Annotated in this window: 7 protein-coding genes and 1 pseudogene; 3 read left to right on the forward strand and 5 right to left on the reverse strand. The window is 71.2% G+C overall.

All coding sequences use genetic code 11. The annotated features are described in order from the left end of the window. Positions 1-8 precede the first annotated feature (8 nt). The 5 genes and pseudogenes from WMF22_RS14400 to WMF22_RS14420 all read right to left on the reverse strand — a co-directional run bounded on the left by WMF22_RS14400 (position 9) and on the right by WMF22_RS14420 (position 11,741). A complete protein-coding gene (locus tag WMF22_RS14400) occupies positions 9-2,030 on the reverse strand; it encodes an ATP-binding protein (protein ID WP_437299652.1) in 2,022 nt (673 codons plus the stop codon). Next, positions 2,027-7,642, reverse strand: a complete 5,616-nt coding sequence (locus tag WMF22_RS14405; protein WP_438036089.1) for an AAA family ATPase — start codon at positions 7,640-7,642, stop codon at positions 2,027-2,029. The genes WMF22_RS14400 and WMF22_RS14405 overlap by 4 nt, the downstream gene beginning before the upstream one ends. Positions 7,643-7,718: 76 nt before the next feature. Further along, positions 7,719-8,291 (reverse strand): annotated as a pseudogene (locus tag WMF22_RS14410) (protein kinase domain-containing protein); the annotation flags it as partial. A gap of 150 nt (positions 8,292-8,441) precedes the next feature. Then, positions 8,442-9,833 (reverse strand): sigma-70 family RNA polymerase sigma factor, encoded by a 1,392-nt coding sequence (locus WMF22_RS14415; RefSeq protein ID WP_438036090.1) that lies wholly within the window; start codon positions 9,831-9,833, stop codon positions 8,442-8,444. A gap of 264 nt (positions 9,834-10,097) precedes the next feature. Beyond that, positions 10,098-11,741 (reverse strand): ribonuclease J, encoded by a 1,644-nt coding sequence (locus WMF22_RS14420; RefSeq protein WP_437299655.1) that lies wholly within the window; start codon positions 11,739-11,741, stop codon positions 10,098-10,100. 178 nt (positions 11,742-11,919) lie between these two features. Here WMF22_RS14420 and WMF22_RS14425 point away from each other — a divergent pair, with 178 nt between their 5' ends. From WMF22_RS14425 to WMF22_RS14435, 3 genes are all read left to right on the forward strand, one after another. Continuing rightward, the gene (locus WMF22_RS14425) at positions 11,920-12,462 is read left to right on the forward strand and encodes an SPW repeat domain-containing protein (RefSeq protein ID WP_437299656.1); all 543 of its coding nucleotides are present in this window, start codon (positions 11,920-11,922) and stop codon (positions 12,460-12,462) included. 369 nt (positions 12,463-12,831) lie between these two features. Then, positions 12,832-14,904, forward strand: coding sequence for a hypothetical protein (locus WMF22_RS14430; protein ID WP_438036091.1), 2,073 nt, complete (start codon positions 12,832-12,834; stop codon positions 14,902-14,904). Then, positions 14,901-15,485, forward strand: coding sequence for a hypothetical protein (locus WMF22_RS14435; RefSeq protein ID WP_437299658.1), 585 nt, complete (start codon positions 14,901-14,903; stop codon positions 15,483-15,485). The genes WMF22_RS14430 and WMF22_RS14435 overlap by 4 nt, the downstream gene beginning before the upstream one ends. Positions 15,486-15,846 lie beyond the last annotated feature (361 nt).

The raw sequence follows: 15,846 nt of genomic DNA on the forward strand, positions 1-15,846 counted from the left end.
CGCCATGGCTATGCGTCGTGGCGCCCCGCGCCCTCGGTCGGCAGCGGCAGCTCGACGCAGAAGGTCGAGCCCAGGCCGACCTCGCTCGACACGCGAATTCGTCCGCCGTGCGCCTCGACGATGGTGCGCGTGATATAGAGGCCGAGCCCGAGCCCCCCATAATGTCGCGACGAGACGCCGCGGCGAAATCGCTCGAAGAGCTGCGTCCGCACCTCGGCCGGGATCCCGATCCCGTGGTCCGTCACCGAGAGCCGTGCGACGCCACCTTCCGCGGTGACGGTGATCTCGATCGGCGCGCGTTCCCCGAACTTGATGGCATTGGTCAGGAGGTTGGTCACGACCTGATCCAGGCGGTACGGGTCCCACGAGCCGATGACCGGCTGCTCCGCGCGCAGAGCGAGGGGGCTGCCCGACTGCGCGAGCTGGTCGCCGAGCTGGGTGACGACCTCGGCGACCAGCTCGCGCAGATCGACGGGCGCCCGGTTCAGCTCGAGCCTCTCCGCCTGGATCCGGGAGACGTCGAGGAGCATGTCGACGAGGTTGGCGAGGCGCTTGATCTGGCGGCCGGAGAGCGCGACCGCTGATCGCACGCGCTCGACGTCCATGCCCCGCGAGAGCCTCTGCCCCAGCGATTGAATAGAGAGCTGCAAGCTGGTGACCGGCGTCCGGAGCTCGTGCGAGGCGATGATGAGGAACTCGTCCCGCAGGTGAATGGCCTCCTCCGCCGCCGCGCGCGCGCGCCGCTCGTCCAGGAGGAGCCGATCGCGCTGCTGTTCGGCTTGCACGCGCGCGGTGATGTCGCGGAAGCTCCAGACCCGCCCGGCCACGCGCCCTTCGAGGCGCTGGGGCTGCGTATAACACTCGAAGACCCGCCCGTTCCGGAGCGGGAACGTATCGAAGACGCTCGCCTCGGGATCGGCGTCGAGGTCGCGGACGCTTTGCAGGAACAGCTCTGGCTCTCGGAGCTGGCTGCCGCCGAACGCGAGGAACACATCGGCCGATCCGCCGGCGAGGATATCGGTGGGAACGCGCCACATCTGGGCGAGCCTGTGGTTATGGCGCACGATGCGCCTCGCGCCGTCGACGACCAGGATGCCGTCCTCCGTCGATTCGAGCGTAGCCTCGAGGAGCGAGTAGGAATGGCGCAGCACGTCCTCGGCGCGCTTGCGGGAGGTGATGTCGGTCGCGATCCCGCAAATGCCCTCAGGTCTTCCGTCGGGGCCGCGGAGCGGGAACCTGAGGAAGATGTACGTGCGTACGCCGTCGCTCTGGGGGGCCAGCTCGTCGAGCTCGATGGCCCGGTTCTGCTGCAGGACGAGCAAATCGTTGGCGCGATACTCATCGGCCTGCTCGCGTGGGAAGACGTCATGGTCGGTCTTGCCGATGACCTGCTCGCGGCGCATCCGGAAGAGCTCTTCGAACCCGCGGTTGACGAGCATGTAGCGACCCTCGATGTCCTTGGCGAAGATGACGGCGGTCGTGTTGTCGACGATGGCCTGAAGCAGGTGCTGGCTCTCGCGGAGAGCGGCGTTCGATCTGGCCAGCTCGGCCGTGCGATCTCGCACCCGTCGTTCCAGCTCTTGATGGGTACGCTGCAGCTCCGCGTTCTTTTCTTCGAGCTCCTTTTGCGCCTCGCGCAAGCTCAGGTGCGTCGTGACCCGCGCGATCACCTCTCCAATCTCGAATGGTTTGTCGATGTAATCGACGCCCCCCGCCTTGAACCCCACGAGCTTGTCCGCCGCATCGGTGAGACAGGTCATGAAGATCACCGGGATGTCTCGGGTGCTCTCAGCCGCTTTCAGGCGCCGGCACGTCTCGAAACCGTCGATGTCCGGCATCACCACGTCCAGCAAGATCAGGTCGGGTTGCATGAGGCGGGCACGCTCCAAAGCCTCTTCACCGCCCTCGGCGATGAGCACCTGATGACCCATGCATTCCAAATTGTCCGCCAGCACGGTGAGATTGGCTGGCATGTCATCCACGATCAGGAGTGTGCGGGGGCGAGCACCGGACGCTGTGGCGCTGTTCATGGTCGCTGGTCGCCCCCGATGTGCCGCGGCTCCGGCCCCAGCCTCGCCTTCGGCTCCACCCCCTGCAGGTGCTCCTCGACCAGGCGGAGGATCGCCCTGGACTGGCAGCCCTGCGCCAGGCGATGCAGGCGGTCGGCGAAGGGGCGATAGCGTTCGCCGAGGGTGGTCAGGTAGGCCGCCCGCTCTCGGATGTCGCGCATGTTGCCGTTCCGGGCCAGGGCATGCAGGACTTCCATCTCCTCTCGGGGCGGCGCCAGGAGCTCCGCGTCCTCTCCGCCCCCGGCTCGCTCCTCGGCCGGTCTGCGACAGACCCAGGTCAACCCGAGCTGGGCGCCGATGATCCGCAGCAGGCTCTCCTGGTCGATCGGCTTGGCGAGGAAGGCGTCGGCACCGGCCGCGACGCTCTCCGTCTGCTCTTCCTCGTTGGCGTTCGCGGACACGGCGATGAACGGCAGCCGCGCGAGCCCCCGAGCCTGGCGAGCGCGACGAATGCCATGGATGGCTTCCGGGCCGCCCATCACCGGCATGACCAGATCCATCACCACCAGATCCGGCGACGCCGCCATCGCCTTATCGAGGGCCTCCTGGCCATTGGTCGCCTCGCAGACCTCGAAGCCCAGGCCGCTCAGCAGGTCAGAGAGCACCGCCCGATTGCCCGCCACGTCGTCGGCGACCAGCACCTTCCGGCGCGGCCCCTCGTAGCCGATGGCGTCCCGCTCGGAGGGCCGGAGCGGCGCTGCGATCTCGGCCACTGGCAGGGTCACCTCGAACCAGAAGCGGCTGCCTTCGCCGGGCCGGCTTTGCACGTGGATCTCGCTGCCCATGAGGTGCACCAGCTGGCGGCTTATCATCAGCCCCAGGCCGGTCCCGGCGCGGCGCCGCACATCCCCCACCCGTTCGAAGGGCTGGAAGAGCTTTGCCAGCTGCTCCGGCGTCATTCCGACGCCGGTATCCTCCACCTCGAAGCGCAGGCGCGCCGCGGTCCCGTCCCGGACCAGCCCCTGCACCCCGAAGCGCACCCGCCCCCGATCGGTGAATTTCACCGCGTTGCCCAGGAGGTTGAGCAGCACCTGACGCAGGCGCTTCTCGTCGGCCAGCACCGCCTGGGGCAGGTGGGGCGTGGCCTCATAGGTGAAGCAAAGGCTCTTCTGCTCCGCCCTGACGCGGATGATGTCGGCGACGACCGTGACGAAGGTCGAGAGATCGATCGGCTCGGGGCAGAGATCGAGCTTGCCCGCCTCGATCTTGGCCAGGTCCAGGAGGTCGTTGATGAGGGTCAAGAGGTGCTGGCCGCTCTGCTGGATGGTATTCAGCCCCGTCGCCTCGCGGCCTTCGCGCCCCAGGGAGCGCTCGAGGATCTGGGCATAGCCGAGGATGGCGTTCAGCGGCGTGCGCAGCTCGTGGCTCATGTTCCTCAGGAACTCGGTCTTCGCACGGCTCTCGGCTTCGGCCGTCTTGCGGGCCTGGCGCTCCGCTTCGGCCTGCTTGCGCTCGGTGATGTCGGTGGAAATGCCGCAGACGGCATAGGGCTGCCCCGCCGCGTTGCGCAGGGGATACTTGAGGGAGATAAAGGTGTGCAATCCATCGTCGTGGGGGACCTCCTCCTCGGCCTGCAGCGCCGCTCCGGTGGCCAGCACCTCCTGGTCGACGGCGCGGAAGGCATCGGCCCGCTCCCTGGGGAAGACATCGTAGTCGGTCCCGCCGACGATCGCCTGCTCCCCGACGTGGAACAGCTCGGCGTAGCGCCGGTTGATCATGAGGTAGCGCCCCTCGAGATCCTTGAGGTAGATGATCGCTGTCGAGTTGTCGACGATCGACTGCAGCAGCTCTTTGCTGTCCCGCACGGCCTGCTCCGCTCGCCGGCGTTCGCTGTTCTCCTGGAGCAGGTCGGCGTAGAGCGTGGCATTGGCGATCGATATGGCGGCCTGGGCCGAGAGCAGCTCCAGCACGGAAAGCCGGTCCGGGGTGAACGCGCCGGCGACGAGGTCGTTTTCCAGGTAGAGCAGCCCCACGATCTCCGCCTGCCGCAGGATGGGCAGGCAGAGCGCGGATCTGGGGCGCCGAGAGAGGTGATCGCCGGCGATGATCGGATTCCGTGCCGTCCCGTCGTCCAGGATCACCGTCTCCCGGCTGCGCCGGACGTAGTTGAGGAGGGACGCCGGCAGGTCCGAAGGGGAGGCCTCGGGCTCGTGGGGAATACGCACCTCGATCTGGGGCCCCTCCGCCTTCGCCTCGGCGGCCAGGAACAGGGTCTCGGCGCGGGCGAGGAGCAGGCAGCCCCGCCTCGCGCCGGCGTTCTTGACCAGGATGCGCATGAGCGCGTCGAGCAGGCGGTCGAGGACGATCTCGCCCGAGATGGCCTGGGAGGCCTTGAGCACCGAGCCGAGGTCGAGCGCGGTGCTGGCGGGCGCGGCGGCCTCCGGGCACGTCGCGCCGCGGAGGATTTCGCCGGGGACGAGGTCGGGGTACGCGCGCTCGAGGCGCCGCATCACCTCGGTCGCGCCCCAGCGGCCGTAGAGCCGGTGGGCCTCGGTCAGGTAGGCGCGGGCGATGGTGGTCTTGCCGAGAGCGCGAAAGGAGAGGCCGGCGAGCTCGTTGGCGAGCGCCTCGTCATGGAGGTAGCCGCCGCGCTGCGCGAGGGCGATCGCCTCGTCGTAGCGATCGCCGGCGGCCCGCGCGTCACCGCGGGCGCGCTCGAGCTCGGCGCCGAGCAGGACGCTGCGGTGCGCCAGGTTCTCCGGACACAGCCTTGCCCAGCGCGAGAGCCTCTCCGCGAAGAGCTCCGCGCGGGCGAGGAAGCGCGCGCGCTCGTCCGAGGGGACGATGTCCGCCGCCTGTGTGAGCGCGATGCCGGCGTAGCAATGGAACGCGGGATTGCCGTGCCAGGCCGCCACGGCCGGGATCTCGATGTTCAGCGTCAGCGCGAGGCGTGCTGCGTCCTCGAACGCGCCCTGGAACACGCCGAGCAGCACGACGAAGAAGTGGGCGAAGAAGAGTGAAGCCTGGTTGTCGATCCGGCGGGCCTCCTCCACGACCGCGTCGATATCGACCCACTCGCCCTTGAGCGCGGCCGGGCGCGCCGTCTCGACCGAGAGCTGGTGCGCGAGCTGTCCGACCGCGCCGGACACCCAGGTGATGGCGTTGGACTTGTCGAGCCGGTGTATCGGCTGGTAGCCCTTCGTCTCGGCGAGGAGATCGGAGAGCGGGAGGCCGCGCAGGAGGCTGTTCGTGCTCCGGTTGACCGTGTTATAGAACGCCCAGATATACTGGCCGGTCGCGAGTCCAGCGTGCATGCCGACGCGCAGCGTCTCCCTGTAGGCGGCGTAACCCTCCTTCCAGTGCTGAATGAAGGCACCCCACATGTTGCAGAGCATCGACTCGGACTTCTTGTCCGGGTACCGCTCGGCGAGCTCTACAGCGATTCGCCCGAGTCGATAGCCGAGCTCGATGTCACCGCGCGCGCAGAGGAACATCCCGAAGTTCACGCAGCCGTAGATCGAGGTCTCCGACAGCCCGTGGCGGAGCGTGTTATCGAGGATCTTGGCGACGGTGATGCCGACGTTGTGCGAGGCGAGGAAGTAGCAGGGAACGAACAGCTCCAGGAGCACGTCCTGCATGGCGCCGATCTCCGGGTCCCGCAGCGGCGGCAGGCCCCGTAGCGCCTCGAGCGTCCGCTCGCGGACCAGATCCATCGTCGCGTCGATCTGGGCGTCGACCATGGCCTGGTCGGGGAAGAGGGGCAGGTCGAGCCCGAACGGGCGCAGGGCGGCGAGCCCCTCCTCGAGCGCGGCGGGCAGGTCGTTCTTGAGCACCTGCACGTTCATCTTGAGCCGCAGGACCTCGGTGCGATCGAGCCGGCTCGCAACCCGCTCCAGGCAGTCGGAGAGGATCGCCAGCGCTTCGTCGTGCCGGCCGCTGAGCGAGAGCATGAGCGCTGTCTTCTTCGCGTACTCGAGGCGGAGCGGGTGCTGTGACGTCCAGGCGTCCTCCGGGAGGCGCAGGAGGCCGAATTGCAGGTAGCGCAGCGCGGCGCCGAAGGCCGCCGAGTCCGCGGCGCGGCCCGCGGCCTCGAGGCTTATGCGAGCTAGCTGCAGGCGCTCCGCGGGGGCCGACACGAGGTCGCCTGCGCTGTTCAGGTGGCCGACGAGGTCGAAGAGGCTCTGGCTGTCCGAGAGGTCCAGCTTGTCGGCGAGCAGCCGGCCGATCCGGAGATGGAACGCGGGCCGGTCCGCCTCCGGGATCATCCCGTAGACGCCCTCCTGGACCTTGTCATGGGCGAACCGGTAGCGTTCGCGCCCGGCGATCACGAGCCCCTCGCTCACCGCGGGATCGAGGCGGGCGTACGCGTCCTTCGGCGAGCATTCGCTCACCGCCGCGAGCACGTCGAGGTCGAACCGGTTGCCGATCGCCGCGGCGAGCTTGAGCGCCTTCACCGTCGCCGATGGCAGGCGCGCGATGGTCCGCACCATGAGGTCGACCACGTTGTCCGTGTATCCGAGCGCGTCGATCGCGGCGAGGTCCCAGCGCCAGCCCGATCCGGTCGAATACGTGAGGACGCCATGGTCGTACAGCGACCGGACGAACTCCTTGACGAAGAACGGGTTGCCGCCGGTCTTCGTCTGCACCGCATCGGCGAGCGGCCCGCAGTCGCCGCACTTGAGGCTGTCCGAGAGCATCTCGACCAGGTGCGGGCGCGCGAGCGGGCCGAGGACGATGTTGCATACGACGAGCCCGGCCTCCTCGATGGCCCGAACGAACGGGTGCCCGGGCGATACCTCGTTGTCGCGGTAAGCGCCGCAGAAGAAGAGCGCCTCGAGCGAGGTGTCGGCGAGGAGCTCGCGGAGCAGCCCGAGGCTCGCGGGGTCGATCCACTGCAGATCGTCGAGGAACACGGCGAGCGGATGGGCGCGGCGCGCGAACACCGAGACGAACCGCAAGAAGCACCGGTTCAGGCGGTTCTGAGCCTCGATCGGGCCGAGCGTCGGGACGGGCGGCTGCGCGCCGATCACGTGGGAGAGCGACGGGATGACGTCGCAGACGACCTGCGCGTTCGGCCCGAGCGCCTCGAGGATCGCGCTCCGCCACCGGGAGATGCGCGCCTCGCTCTCGCTGAGGATCTGCCGCACGAGGCCGTCGAACGCCTGGATCACCGCGCTATAGGGCGCGTCGCGGCTGTACTGGTCCGATTTGCCGCTCGTGAAATAGCCCTTGTGCCGCGCGAGCGGCCGCAGGATCTCCAGCACGAGCGAGGTCTTGCCGATGCCCGAGTAGCCGGAGACGAGGACGCTCTCGCGGCTGCCCTCGAGCGCGCGCTCGGACGCGGCCGTGAGCGCCTCGATGTCCTGCTCGCGGCCGTAGAGCTTCTGGTGGATCCGGAACAGGTCCTGGCGGTCGTGCTGGCCCGCGACGAAGGGCTCGATCGTCCCCGTGCCGCGCAAGGCCTCGCGGCAGCGGTCGAGGTCGGCGAGCAGGCCCTCGGCGCTCTGGTAGCGGTCCTCGGCGTTCTTCGCGAGCAGCTTGAGCACAACGCCGGAGACGGCCTCGGGGATCGTCGGGTCGACGCGTGACGACGGCGTGGGCGCGAGGGCGAGGTGCGCGTGGATGAGCTCCATGGGGTCCAGGGACTCGAAGGGGCGCTGACCCGTGAGCGTCTGGTATAAGGATAACGCCGAGCGCGTAGAGGTCCGTCCGGTAGTCGACGCCGCGGTTCATGCGGCCTGCCTGCTCGGGGGAGACGTAGGGCAGCACGTCGGCGATCACCGCCGGCGCGTAGAGCCGTTCGTGCGCGCGGGTGATCTCGGCGTCGACGCCGAAGCTCGTGATCTTGACCGCGCCGCACGCACCGACGAGCACGTTGTGCGGGCGCAGATCGCGGTGGATGAGCCCCGCCGCGTGCACCGCGGCGAGGCCTTCGGCGAGCGCCGCCGCGAGATCGAGCGCCTCGCAGATCGGCATTCTGCACGACGGGCGCGCGGCGAGGATCCGCGCGAGATCGCGGCCCGGGAAGTCCTCGAGAACGACGATCAGGGCGCCGGCGAGCTCCTCGACGCCACGCAGCGCGACGAGGCGGGGCGAGGCGAGCTGCGCGATGCGCTCGCACTGGTGCTTGAAGCGCGCGACCTCGGCCCGAGTGGCTCTCTCCGCGCGCAGGACTTTCAGCAAGACCGGGACGTCCTCACCCTCTCGGCACGCGCGGATCAGGCTAAAATCGGCGGTTTCCTCGATCTTCTCGCGGAGTGCATAGCCTGCCCCGACGATCATCGACACCCCTGCTCGCTCGTCAGCATGATGCAGCTCACGCGACCAAATATATGCCCGAGGGGGTGGTTGACGAACTGCCGGCGGCTCTTCCAGCTGCAGTGCCCTACGCCTTGAGCCGGGGTCGAAGCGCCTTCGCGACGTCAGCGCCGGTCAGCCCCCGAGCGGCGTCTCCAGCGCCTGCCTGCGCGACAGCGTCCGCAGCTTGCTCAGCGCGCTCTCCTCGATCTGCCGGACGCGCTCGCGGCTCACCGAGAACATGCCGCCGATCTCGGCGAGCGTGTGCGGCTGCCCGCCGTCGAGGCCGAACCGGAGCCGCAGCACGTCGCGCTCGCGCGGCGTCAGCGACTCGAGCAGCGCGGAGACCTGCGCGTGCAGGCGGCGGTGGACCAGGAGCTCGTCCGGCGCGGCGCCCTCGCTCGCGAAGAAGTCACCCTGGCGCGCGCCGTCGTCGTCCCCCACCGGAGCGTCGAGGTACACCGGCGGCAGCGCCATCTCCCGCAGCGCCTGGAGCTTCTCCATCGACAGCCCGCTCCGCTCGGCGACCTCCTCGGGCGCCGCCTCGCGCGCGTGCTCCTGCTCGAGCTCCCGCCGCGCCTGCAGCGCCCGGCGCCGGGTCTCGGCGATGTGGACCGGCACCCGGATGACCTGGCCCTGATAGAGCAGCGCGCGAGAGAGCGCCTGCTTGATCCACCACATCGCATACGTGCTGAACCGATAGCCGCGCCGGTAATCGAACTTCTCCGCCGCCCGGATCAGCCCGAGATTGCCCTCCTGGATGAGGTCGAGCAGCGGCACGCCGCGGTGCCGGAGCTGCCGGGCCGCCGCCGCCACGAGCCGCAGGTTCGCGCGGACCATCTCGGCCCTCGCCTCCGCCGCCTCTCGGCGGGCGGCGCGCATCGCCGAGAGCGTCCCCTCGATCGCCTGGCGCCCGAGCCTGTCGACCGCGGGGATCGCCGCGCTTAGCGCGAGCTCGATCCGCTCCTCCACCAGGGGGCCCAGGCGCACGTCGGAGAGCCCGGCCGAGAGCGCGGCGCGCGCTCGCTGCCCGCTCGCCTCCGTCCGCCCGGCCTCCACCAGGGACCGCGCGAGCCCGAGCAGCCGCGCCATCCTCACGGACGTCGCGTCGCTCGGCGCGTCGCCTCCGTCCGCGTTCAGCAGCAGATCGCTCATGTCCACCCGCCCCGCCCGCACATCGTCCGCCAGCGCCGCGAGCGCCCGCAGCGCGACGGGCGACGCGACCCAGGCCTCGATCATCGCGCGCTCCGCCGACTCGATACGACGGCCGAGCTCCACCTCGAGCTCGCGGCTCAGCGGCGCGCTTTCCGAGATCTCCTGGAGATAGACCGCGGCGACGTCCTCGCTCGGCCGCGCCGGCGGCGCAGCCCGCCGGCTGGCGGGCGCTCCCCGCCGCGACGACGGGGGAGGGCGGGTATCGGCGCCGAGCGGCTCCTCGACCCGCGTCTCGGCGACAGCGCCCTTTCCCTCCATGATCGTCGTCTCCGCCTCGCCCTGAAGGCGCGAGTTCGTGGGACTCTCGTTCATCTCGCCTGCTCCACCATGATGCCGCGTCGCGCGGTGATCGGCTCGGGAGGTCGCCGGGACACGCGGCCTGAGGGCAACCCCCCAGGATGGACCATGAAGCGACGCCGGTCATGCGGCGACAGAACAAAGGGGCTCCGCCGGTCCGCGCGATCCAGCGCCGGCGACAGCCGCGCTCACTCCAGATCGCCTGTCAGCGCGGCCAGGCGCCTGGGCCGCGCGGGCCGCCTGGTCGGCCTGGCCCGCCTGACGGCGCGGCGCCGGACCTCACAGCAACACGGCCAGCGGGAGCACGGCGGGGCGCCGCGAGGCCTCGCGCCGGAACACCCGCCGCACGCCGCGGCTGAGCGCGTCCTCCAGCGCCGGCGCCAGCGTGCGCGCCGCGGGGGACAGCGCAGCGAGCGCGTCGCGCGCGCTGTCGAGCGCGGCGGCGTAGAGCGGGCCGCCCTCCTCGAAGTGCGCCACGCCGCGCCCCAGGAGATCGGGGCCGCGCAAGATCTCGCCCGTCTTGCGGTCGGCCACCACCAGGACCATCACGAGCCCCTGATCCGAGATCTGCTCGCGCTCGCGGAGCACCAGCTCGGAGACGTCGAGCCCGCCGCGCGCGTCGAGCCACACCCGCCCGCTCTTCACCGTCTCGCCGAGGCGCATCCGGCCGTTCTCGAGGACCAGCGAGTCGCCGTCCTCGACGACGAAGACCCCCGACGCCGGCACGCCCATCCGGAGCGCCGTGCGCGCGTGGGCGAGCAGCATCCGGTACTCGCCGTGGATGGGGACGAAGTGCTCCGGCCGGACGGCGTCGAGGAGGACCTTCTGCTCCTCGGCCTGCGCGTGGCCGCTCGCGTGGATGGGATCGAGGCCGCGATCGAGCACAACGGCGCCGCGCTTCGCCAGGCGGTTGGCGAGCTGGCTCACGGCGATCTCGTTGCCGGGGATCGCGCGGGACGAGAAGATCACCGTGTCGCCCGGATCGACCCGAAGCCGGTGGTGGTCGCCCATGGCCATGCGCGCGAGGGCGCTGTTCGGCTCGCCCTGCGCGCCCGAAGCGAGCACGACGAGGCGCTCGGGCGGGAGCGAGGCCGCCGTGGCGTCGTCGACGAGCACGCCGGGCGGGACGCGCAGGATGCCGATCTCCTGGGCGATCCGCGTGTTGGTCGCGAGGCTGCGCCCGGCGAGCACCACCTTGCGGCCGAGCTGGGCGGCGAGGTCGAGGACGCTCTGGACCCGGTGGACGTTGGAGGCGAACAGCGCGACGAGGATGCGCCCCTTCGCCTCGCGAAACCGCCGGGTGAACCCTTCGGCCACCGCGGTCTCGCTGACCGACCAGCCGTCGCGCTCCGAGTTGGTCGAGTCCGAGAGGAGCGCCGCCACGCCGGCCCGGCCGTACTCGGCGAAGCGGCCGAGATCGAGCCGCTCGCCGGCCACGGGGGTGAGATCGATCTTGTAGTCGCCCGTGTGGATGAGGATCCCCTCGCCCGTCTCGATGGCGTAGCCGACCGCGTCGGGGATGGAGTGGGTCACGCGGAGGGGCTCGGCGCGGAACGGCCCGGCCACGAAGTGCTGTTGCGGCTCGACCTCGCGGAGCGGCACGTCGATGCCGTGCTCGGCGAGGCGCTCGCGCACCAGCCGGAGCGTGAAGCGCGTCCCGTACACGGGGACGGGGAACTCGCGCAACAGCGACGGCAGCCCGCCGATGTGATCCTCGTGGCCGTGCGTGAGCAGCACCGCGTCGACCCCGCCCGCCTCGCGGACGTAGCTGAGGTCGGGGATCGCGACCTCGACGCCCAGCACCTGGTCGTTGGGGAACATGACGCCGCAGTCGACGAGCACGCGGCGGCCTTCCTCCTCGATCAGCATCGCGTTCATCCCGACCTCGCCGAGGCCGCCGAGAGGAATGATCCGGACTCCCATGGGCGCAGCCTAGCATCGCCGATCGCACGAACAGAGGCCTCCGTAGGACGCGCGGCGCGCGGAGCGACCTGCGCGAGGCGCAGCGCGGGGGGCCGAGCTCAAGAGAGCTGGGCCCCGCGCCGCGCACGAGGCCTGTCCCCGGTCTGCGGATTGCCTCTGCGCAGAGCGGGAGGACCTCATGGCACGATCCGACGTTTCGCTGGGCGCATACGAGCTGCCGACGACCTACCTGCCGCCGGACGACGTACCGACTGCGGAGCTCGCCTCGCTCGCCCCGAGTGTGCGGGAGGCGCAGCGCACGACGACGATCCCCTCGAGGCCGCTCCTCGGCGCCGCGCCCTTCGCGCGGATCATTCCCGAGGACGTGCACTCCGCCCTCGATTACTCGAACGGGCTCATCGTCGCTCTGGCCGGGCTCTCCGCGCGGACGAAGGCCGCGAGGCTTGCGGGCGTCGCGCTCGGCGCGTCGGTCATTTTCGTCTCCCTGCTCACCGACTGCCGGCTGAGCCTGGCAAAGCGGATACCGATCGAGGCGCACGAGGTCATCGACCATGCCTTCGGCGTGTCGGCGATCGCGGCGCCGTTCGCGCTCGGCTACGCGAAGCGCGACCCGCTCGCCGCGGTGATCCACGTCGCCGCGGGGGCGGTCACGATCCTGGGGTCGCTCCTCACCGACTATCGCGCGGTGAGGGGCGCCGGGCGCCGGCCGAGGCGGGCGTAGCCGCGCGCGCGGCCGGCCAGCGCCGGCGCCTTCCCATGTGCCGAGTCGCCCCACCCTCGGTCCCACCGACGCTCCCCAACGCTGCAGGCGAGCCGCCGTATCCAGGCAACGGGACTCGCGATGACCGTACCACAGCGCACGTCACGCACACCGCCGCAGCGAGGCTGAGAGGTTCTCTTGCTTTGCTGTGGGAAGTTGCCACGGATCAGCAGAGAAACCGCCATGGCGCCGAGGTCGCCAAGGAAAGAGGGGAGGGCTGTCGCAGGCGCCGCGACGCCTCCCGCGCAGCGGTGGCCGGTGCGCGGAGGATCGGGACCGACGGTGCCGAGGAATACGGACGCCAGGCGCCGTCGTTGGCACGGGCGACCGATGAAGCACCGACCATCAACCCTCCTCCTGGCCGCGCTCCTCGCCGCGGCCTGCTCGCGTCCTTCCAGAGAGACGCCGGCCGTCGAGCGCAGCGCCGAAGTCGCCGGGACGGCGGCGCCGGCTCCGCCGGCCTCTCCGCCGCCGCAGAAGCTCGAGGCCGTCACGCGGGTCGGCAGCGCGCTCGCGCGCGCGCCGCAGGACGACGCGCTCTATCTGGCCGACGAGGACCACGCCGTCCTCCGGCGCATCCCGCTCCCCGTCGACGTGAGCACGCCCCCTGTCGAGATCGCCATGCCGGGGCGGCCGGCGCAGGTGCTCGCGCTCGCGGACCGCGTGCTCGTCACGATCCGCGATCCCGGGCTCCTCCTTATCTTGCGGCCCGATCCGGCGGCGGGGCTCGTGGAAGCGGCCCGCGTGCCCCTGCCGGCCGACGCCTGGGGGCTCGCGATCACGCCCGATGAGCGCACGGCGCTCGTCACGAGCGCATGGGCCGGCAAGGTCTCCGCGGTGGACCTCGCGACCGCGACCGCGACATGGGCCATCGATGTCCCGCGCGAGCCCCGCGGCGTCGTGATCCGCGAGGACGGCGCGGCCGCGTACGTCATGCACCTGACGTCCGCCTCGCTCACCCGGATCGCGCTGGGTGGCGCTCCCGAGGCCCGGCCGGTCGCCCTCCCTCCGTCGCCTTTCCGGGCTCCTCATGGCAAGTCGCTCTCCGCGTCGCTCGGCTACGCGGCCGCGCTCTCGCCGGATGGCCGCCGCCTCTTCGTCGCGCGCCACGCGCTCGGCGCGCTCGGTGAACAGGCGTGGTTCGGCGCCTCCACGGTCGACGTCCTCGTGACGAGCGACGAGGCGCCCCTCGCGCCCCGGCGCCGCCAGGGCGCGCCGTTCTGGCGGGCGAGCGCGCTCGACGATGCCGCGTTCGACGACGCGGAGCTGGAGCTCCCCAACACATCGCTCGCCCCGTTCGTCCAGCCGCGCGCGCTCGTGTACCGGAAGAGCACCCGCACCCTGCTCGTCGCCAGCGAGGGCACCGACACCCTGGTGGAGCTCGACGCGCTCGCGGTCGATCCGGCGCTCCGGCCGCTCCGCACCTACCATCTCGGCCGCCATGCGGGCCCCGACATCTACGTGGCGACCCTGTGCGGCGCGCCCAGCGGCGTCGCGCTGTCCGCGGACGAGTCCATGGCGTGGGTGTTTTGCCGTTCCACGGACGCCCTCGCGATCGTCCGCCTCGACGAGCACCGCGACGGCGCTCCGTTCGAGCCGAGCCCCGTGCCGTACATCGCGCTGGCCGACGCGCCGGTCCCGCAGCGGGCTGCCCTTGGCCGGAAGCTCTTCTACAACGCGGTCGACTGGGGCACGAGCGGCGGCCTCGGGTGCGCTGGCTGCCATCCGGACGGGCGCGACGACGGCCACGTGTGGCACGAGGCCCACGTGATGGACATCGGCGGCGAGAGCGTCAATTTCCTCGGATCCGCCGAGAACCAGCCGGTCGACGTGGAGCCGCGCGGCGGCGTGCCCCGGCAGACTCCCATGCTCGCGGGTCGCGTGTCGGCCGAGGGGCCTTATGGCTGGAACGCCCAGAGCGAGAGCCTGGCGGAGCGCCTCCGCGAGGGGTTCGGCCTTCACCGGTGGGGGCCCGGTGGTCTAGGCGAGGGCGAGCTCGCCCTGAGGGCGCGCCACCTGGCCGCGTTCCTGCGCGCGGGCCTCGTGCCGCCGCCCAGGGAGGCGCGGAAGCTCACGCCGCAGGAGGAGCATGGCCGCGCCCTCTTCATGAGCGACACGGCGCAGTGCGCTCGCTGCCACGTGCCCGAGACGGAGCACACCGACCGCATGGGCTACCCGATGCCCGGGTTCGCGGCGCGGCCCGGGTTCGCGGACGAGAAGGCGGGCCAGGTGTTCAAGACGCCCTCGCTGCGCTTCGTCGGCGGGACAGCGCCCTATTACCACGATGGATCCGCGAAGACGCTCGAAGAGGTCATCGACGAAAACCAGGACCGGATGGGTCGCACCAGCCACATGTCGAGGAATGACAAGGCGGCGCTCGCCGCCTTCTTGAGGACGTTATGAAGAAGAGAGCGGTGCTCGGGATGGTCCTGCTCGGCGCGCTCGCGCCGGCGCAGGCCGCGGAGTCGGTGCTCGCCCCGGCGGGAGGCGCGGCGGCCGGGCCGCAGGCGGGCGACGCGGGAGGCTCGGCGGACGCGGGAGGAGGCGCGGAGGCGCCGCAGAAGCGCGCGCTCGAGGCGACGCCGCCGCCCCCCGAGCGAACGGCGCGGCCGGCAGCGGCCGAGTGGGACGCCGCGGAGCAGGTGTCGCTCGCGCGCGTCGCGAGGGGCGGCGCGTGCAAGGCGCGCCGGCAGCGCGAGTGGCTGCGGATCGATTGCAGCGTTCCGTCGGTGGTCGCCGTGAGGCCGCTCGGCGCTGGGGCCGGAGGCGAGTTTGTCTCGGTCGGCGAGCACAGGGCCGACGAGGACGGTTCCTTTCCGTCGAGCGTCTCGGTGATCTTCCCCGTCCGGATCGGCGACAGGAGGGTCATCGAGATCCTCTCGATCGAGGAAGGATACCGCTTCCAGACCGGGCTCTCGACGAGCATCATGATCTCCGAGCAATGGCTCGAAGGCGACGCCGGGCCGCTCGTCAGCGCGCTCTGAAACCACGCCGGCGCGACGCGCGACCGCCGACGCGCTTCCCTGCGCCTGCCCTGCGAGGCGCCACGCGCCCGGACGACATCCACACGAATCCGGAGGCATCCCGCGCTCCGAGCCGGGATGCCGCGATCGAGCGGGCGCGCTCTGCATCGAGAGCCTCTTCGCGAAATGTTGCGGTGCTCACCGTGCGACGCCGCATCGTGCGCGTCTTCCCCTGGCTACCCGCGCTCACGCATGGCGCATGGCGCGTGCCGAGAGCACCCCGCGCGGCTCGCGGGAAGGGATTGGATCCGGCGCGACTACGTCGTAGTGTGGAGAGCTCGCATCGACCATCACACCGGCCGTCGGCTGCGGCATCCAGAGG

The sequence above is a fragment of the Sorangium sp. So ce204 genome, assembly GCF_051526795.1.
In the GTDB taxonomy this organism is placed as follows: domain Bacteria; phylum Myxococcota_A; class Polyangia; order Polyangiales; family Polyangiaceae; genus Sorangium; species Sorangium cellulosum_B.

What these genes read in the sequence shown, in the direction of transcription:
- WMF22_RS14405 (WP_438036089.1), bottom strand. Translation starts at nt 7,642, where the DNA reads ATGGAGCTCATCCACGCGCACCTCGCCCTCGCGCCCACGCCGTCGTCA.
- WMF22_RS14425 (WP_437299656.1), top strand. Translation starts at nt 11,920, where the DNA reads ATGGCACGATCCGACGTTTCGCTGGGCGCATACGAGCTGCCGACGACC.
- WMF22_RS14435 (WP_437299658.1), top strand. Translation starts at nt 14,901, where the DNA reads ATGAAGAAGAGAGCGGTGCTCGGGATGGTCCTGCTCGGCGCGCTCGCG.
- WMF22_RS14430 (WP_438036091.1), top strand. Translation starts at nt 12,832, where the DNA reads ATGAAGCACCGACCATCAACCCTCCTCCTGGCCGCGCTCCTCGCCGCG.
- WMF22_RS14420 (WP_437299655.1), bottom strand. Translation starts at nt 11,741, where the DNA reads ATGGGAGTCCGGATCATTCCTCTCGGCGGCCTCGGCGAGGTCGGGATG.
- WMF22_RS14415 (WP_438036090.1), bottom strand. Translation starts at nt 9,833, where the DNA reads ATGAACGAGAGTCCCACGAACTCGCGCCTTCAGGGCGAGGCGGAGACG.
- WMF22_RS14400 (WP_437299652.1), bottom strand. Translation starts at nt 2,030, where the DNA reads ATGAACAGCGCCACAGCGTCCGGTGCTCGCCCCCGCACACTCCTGATC.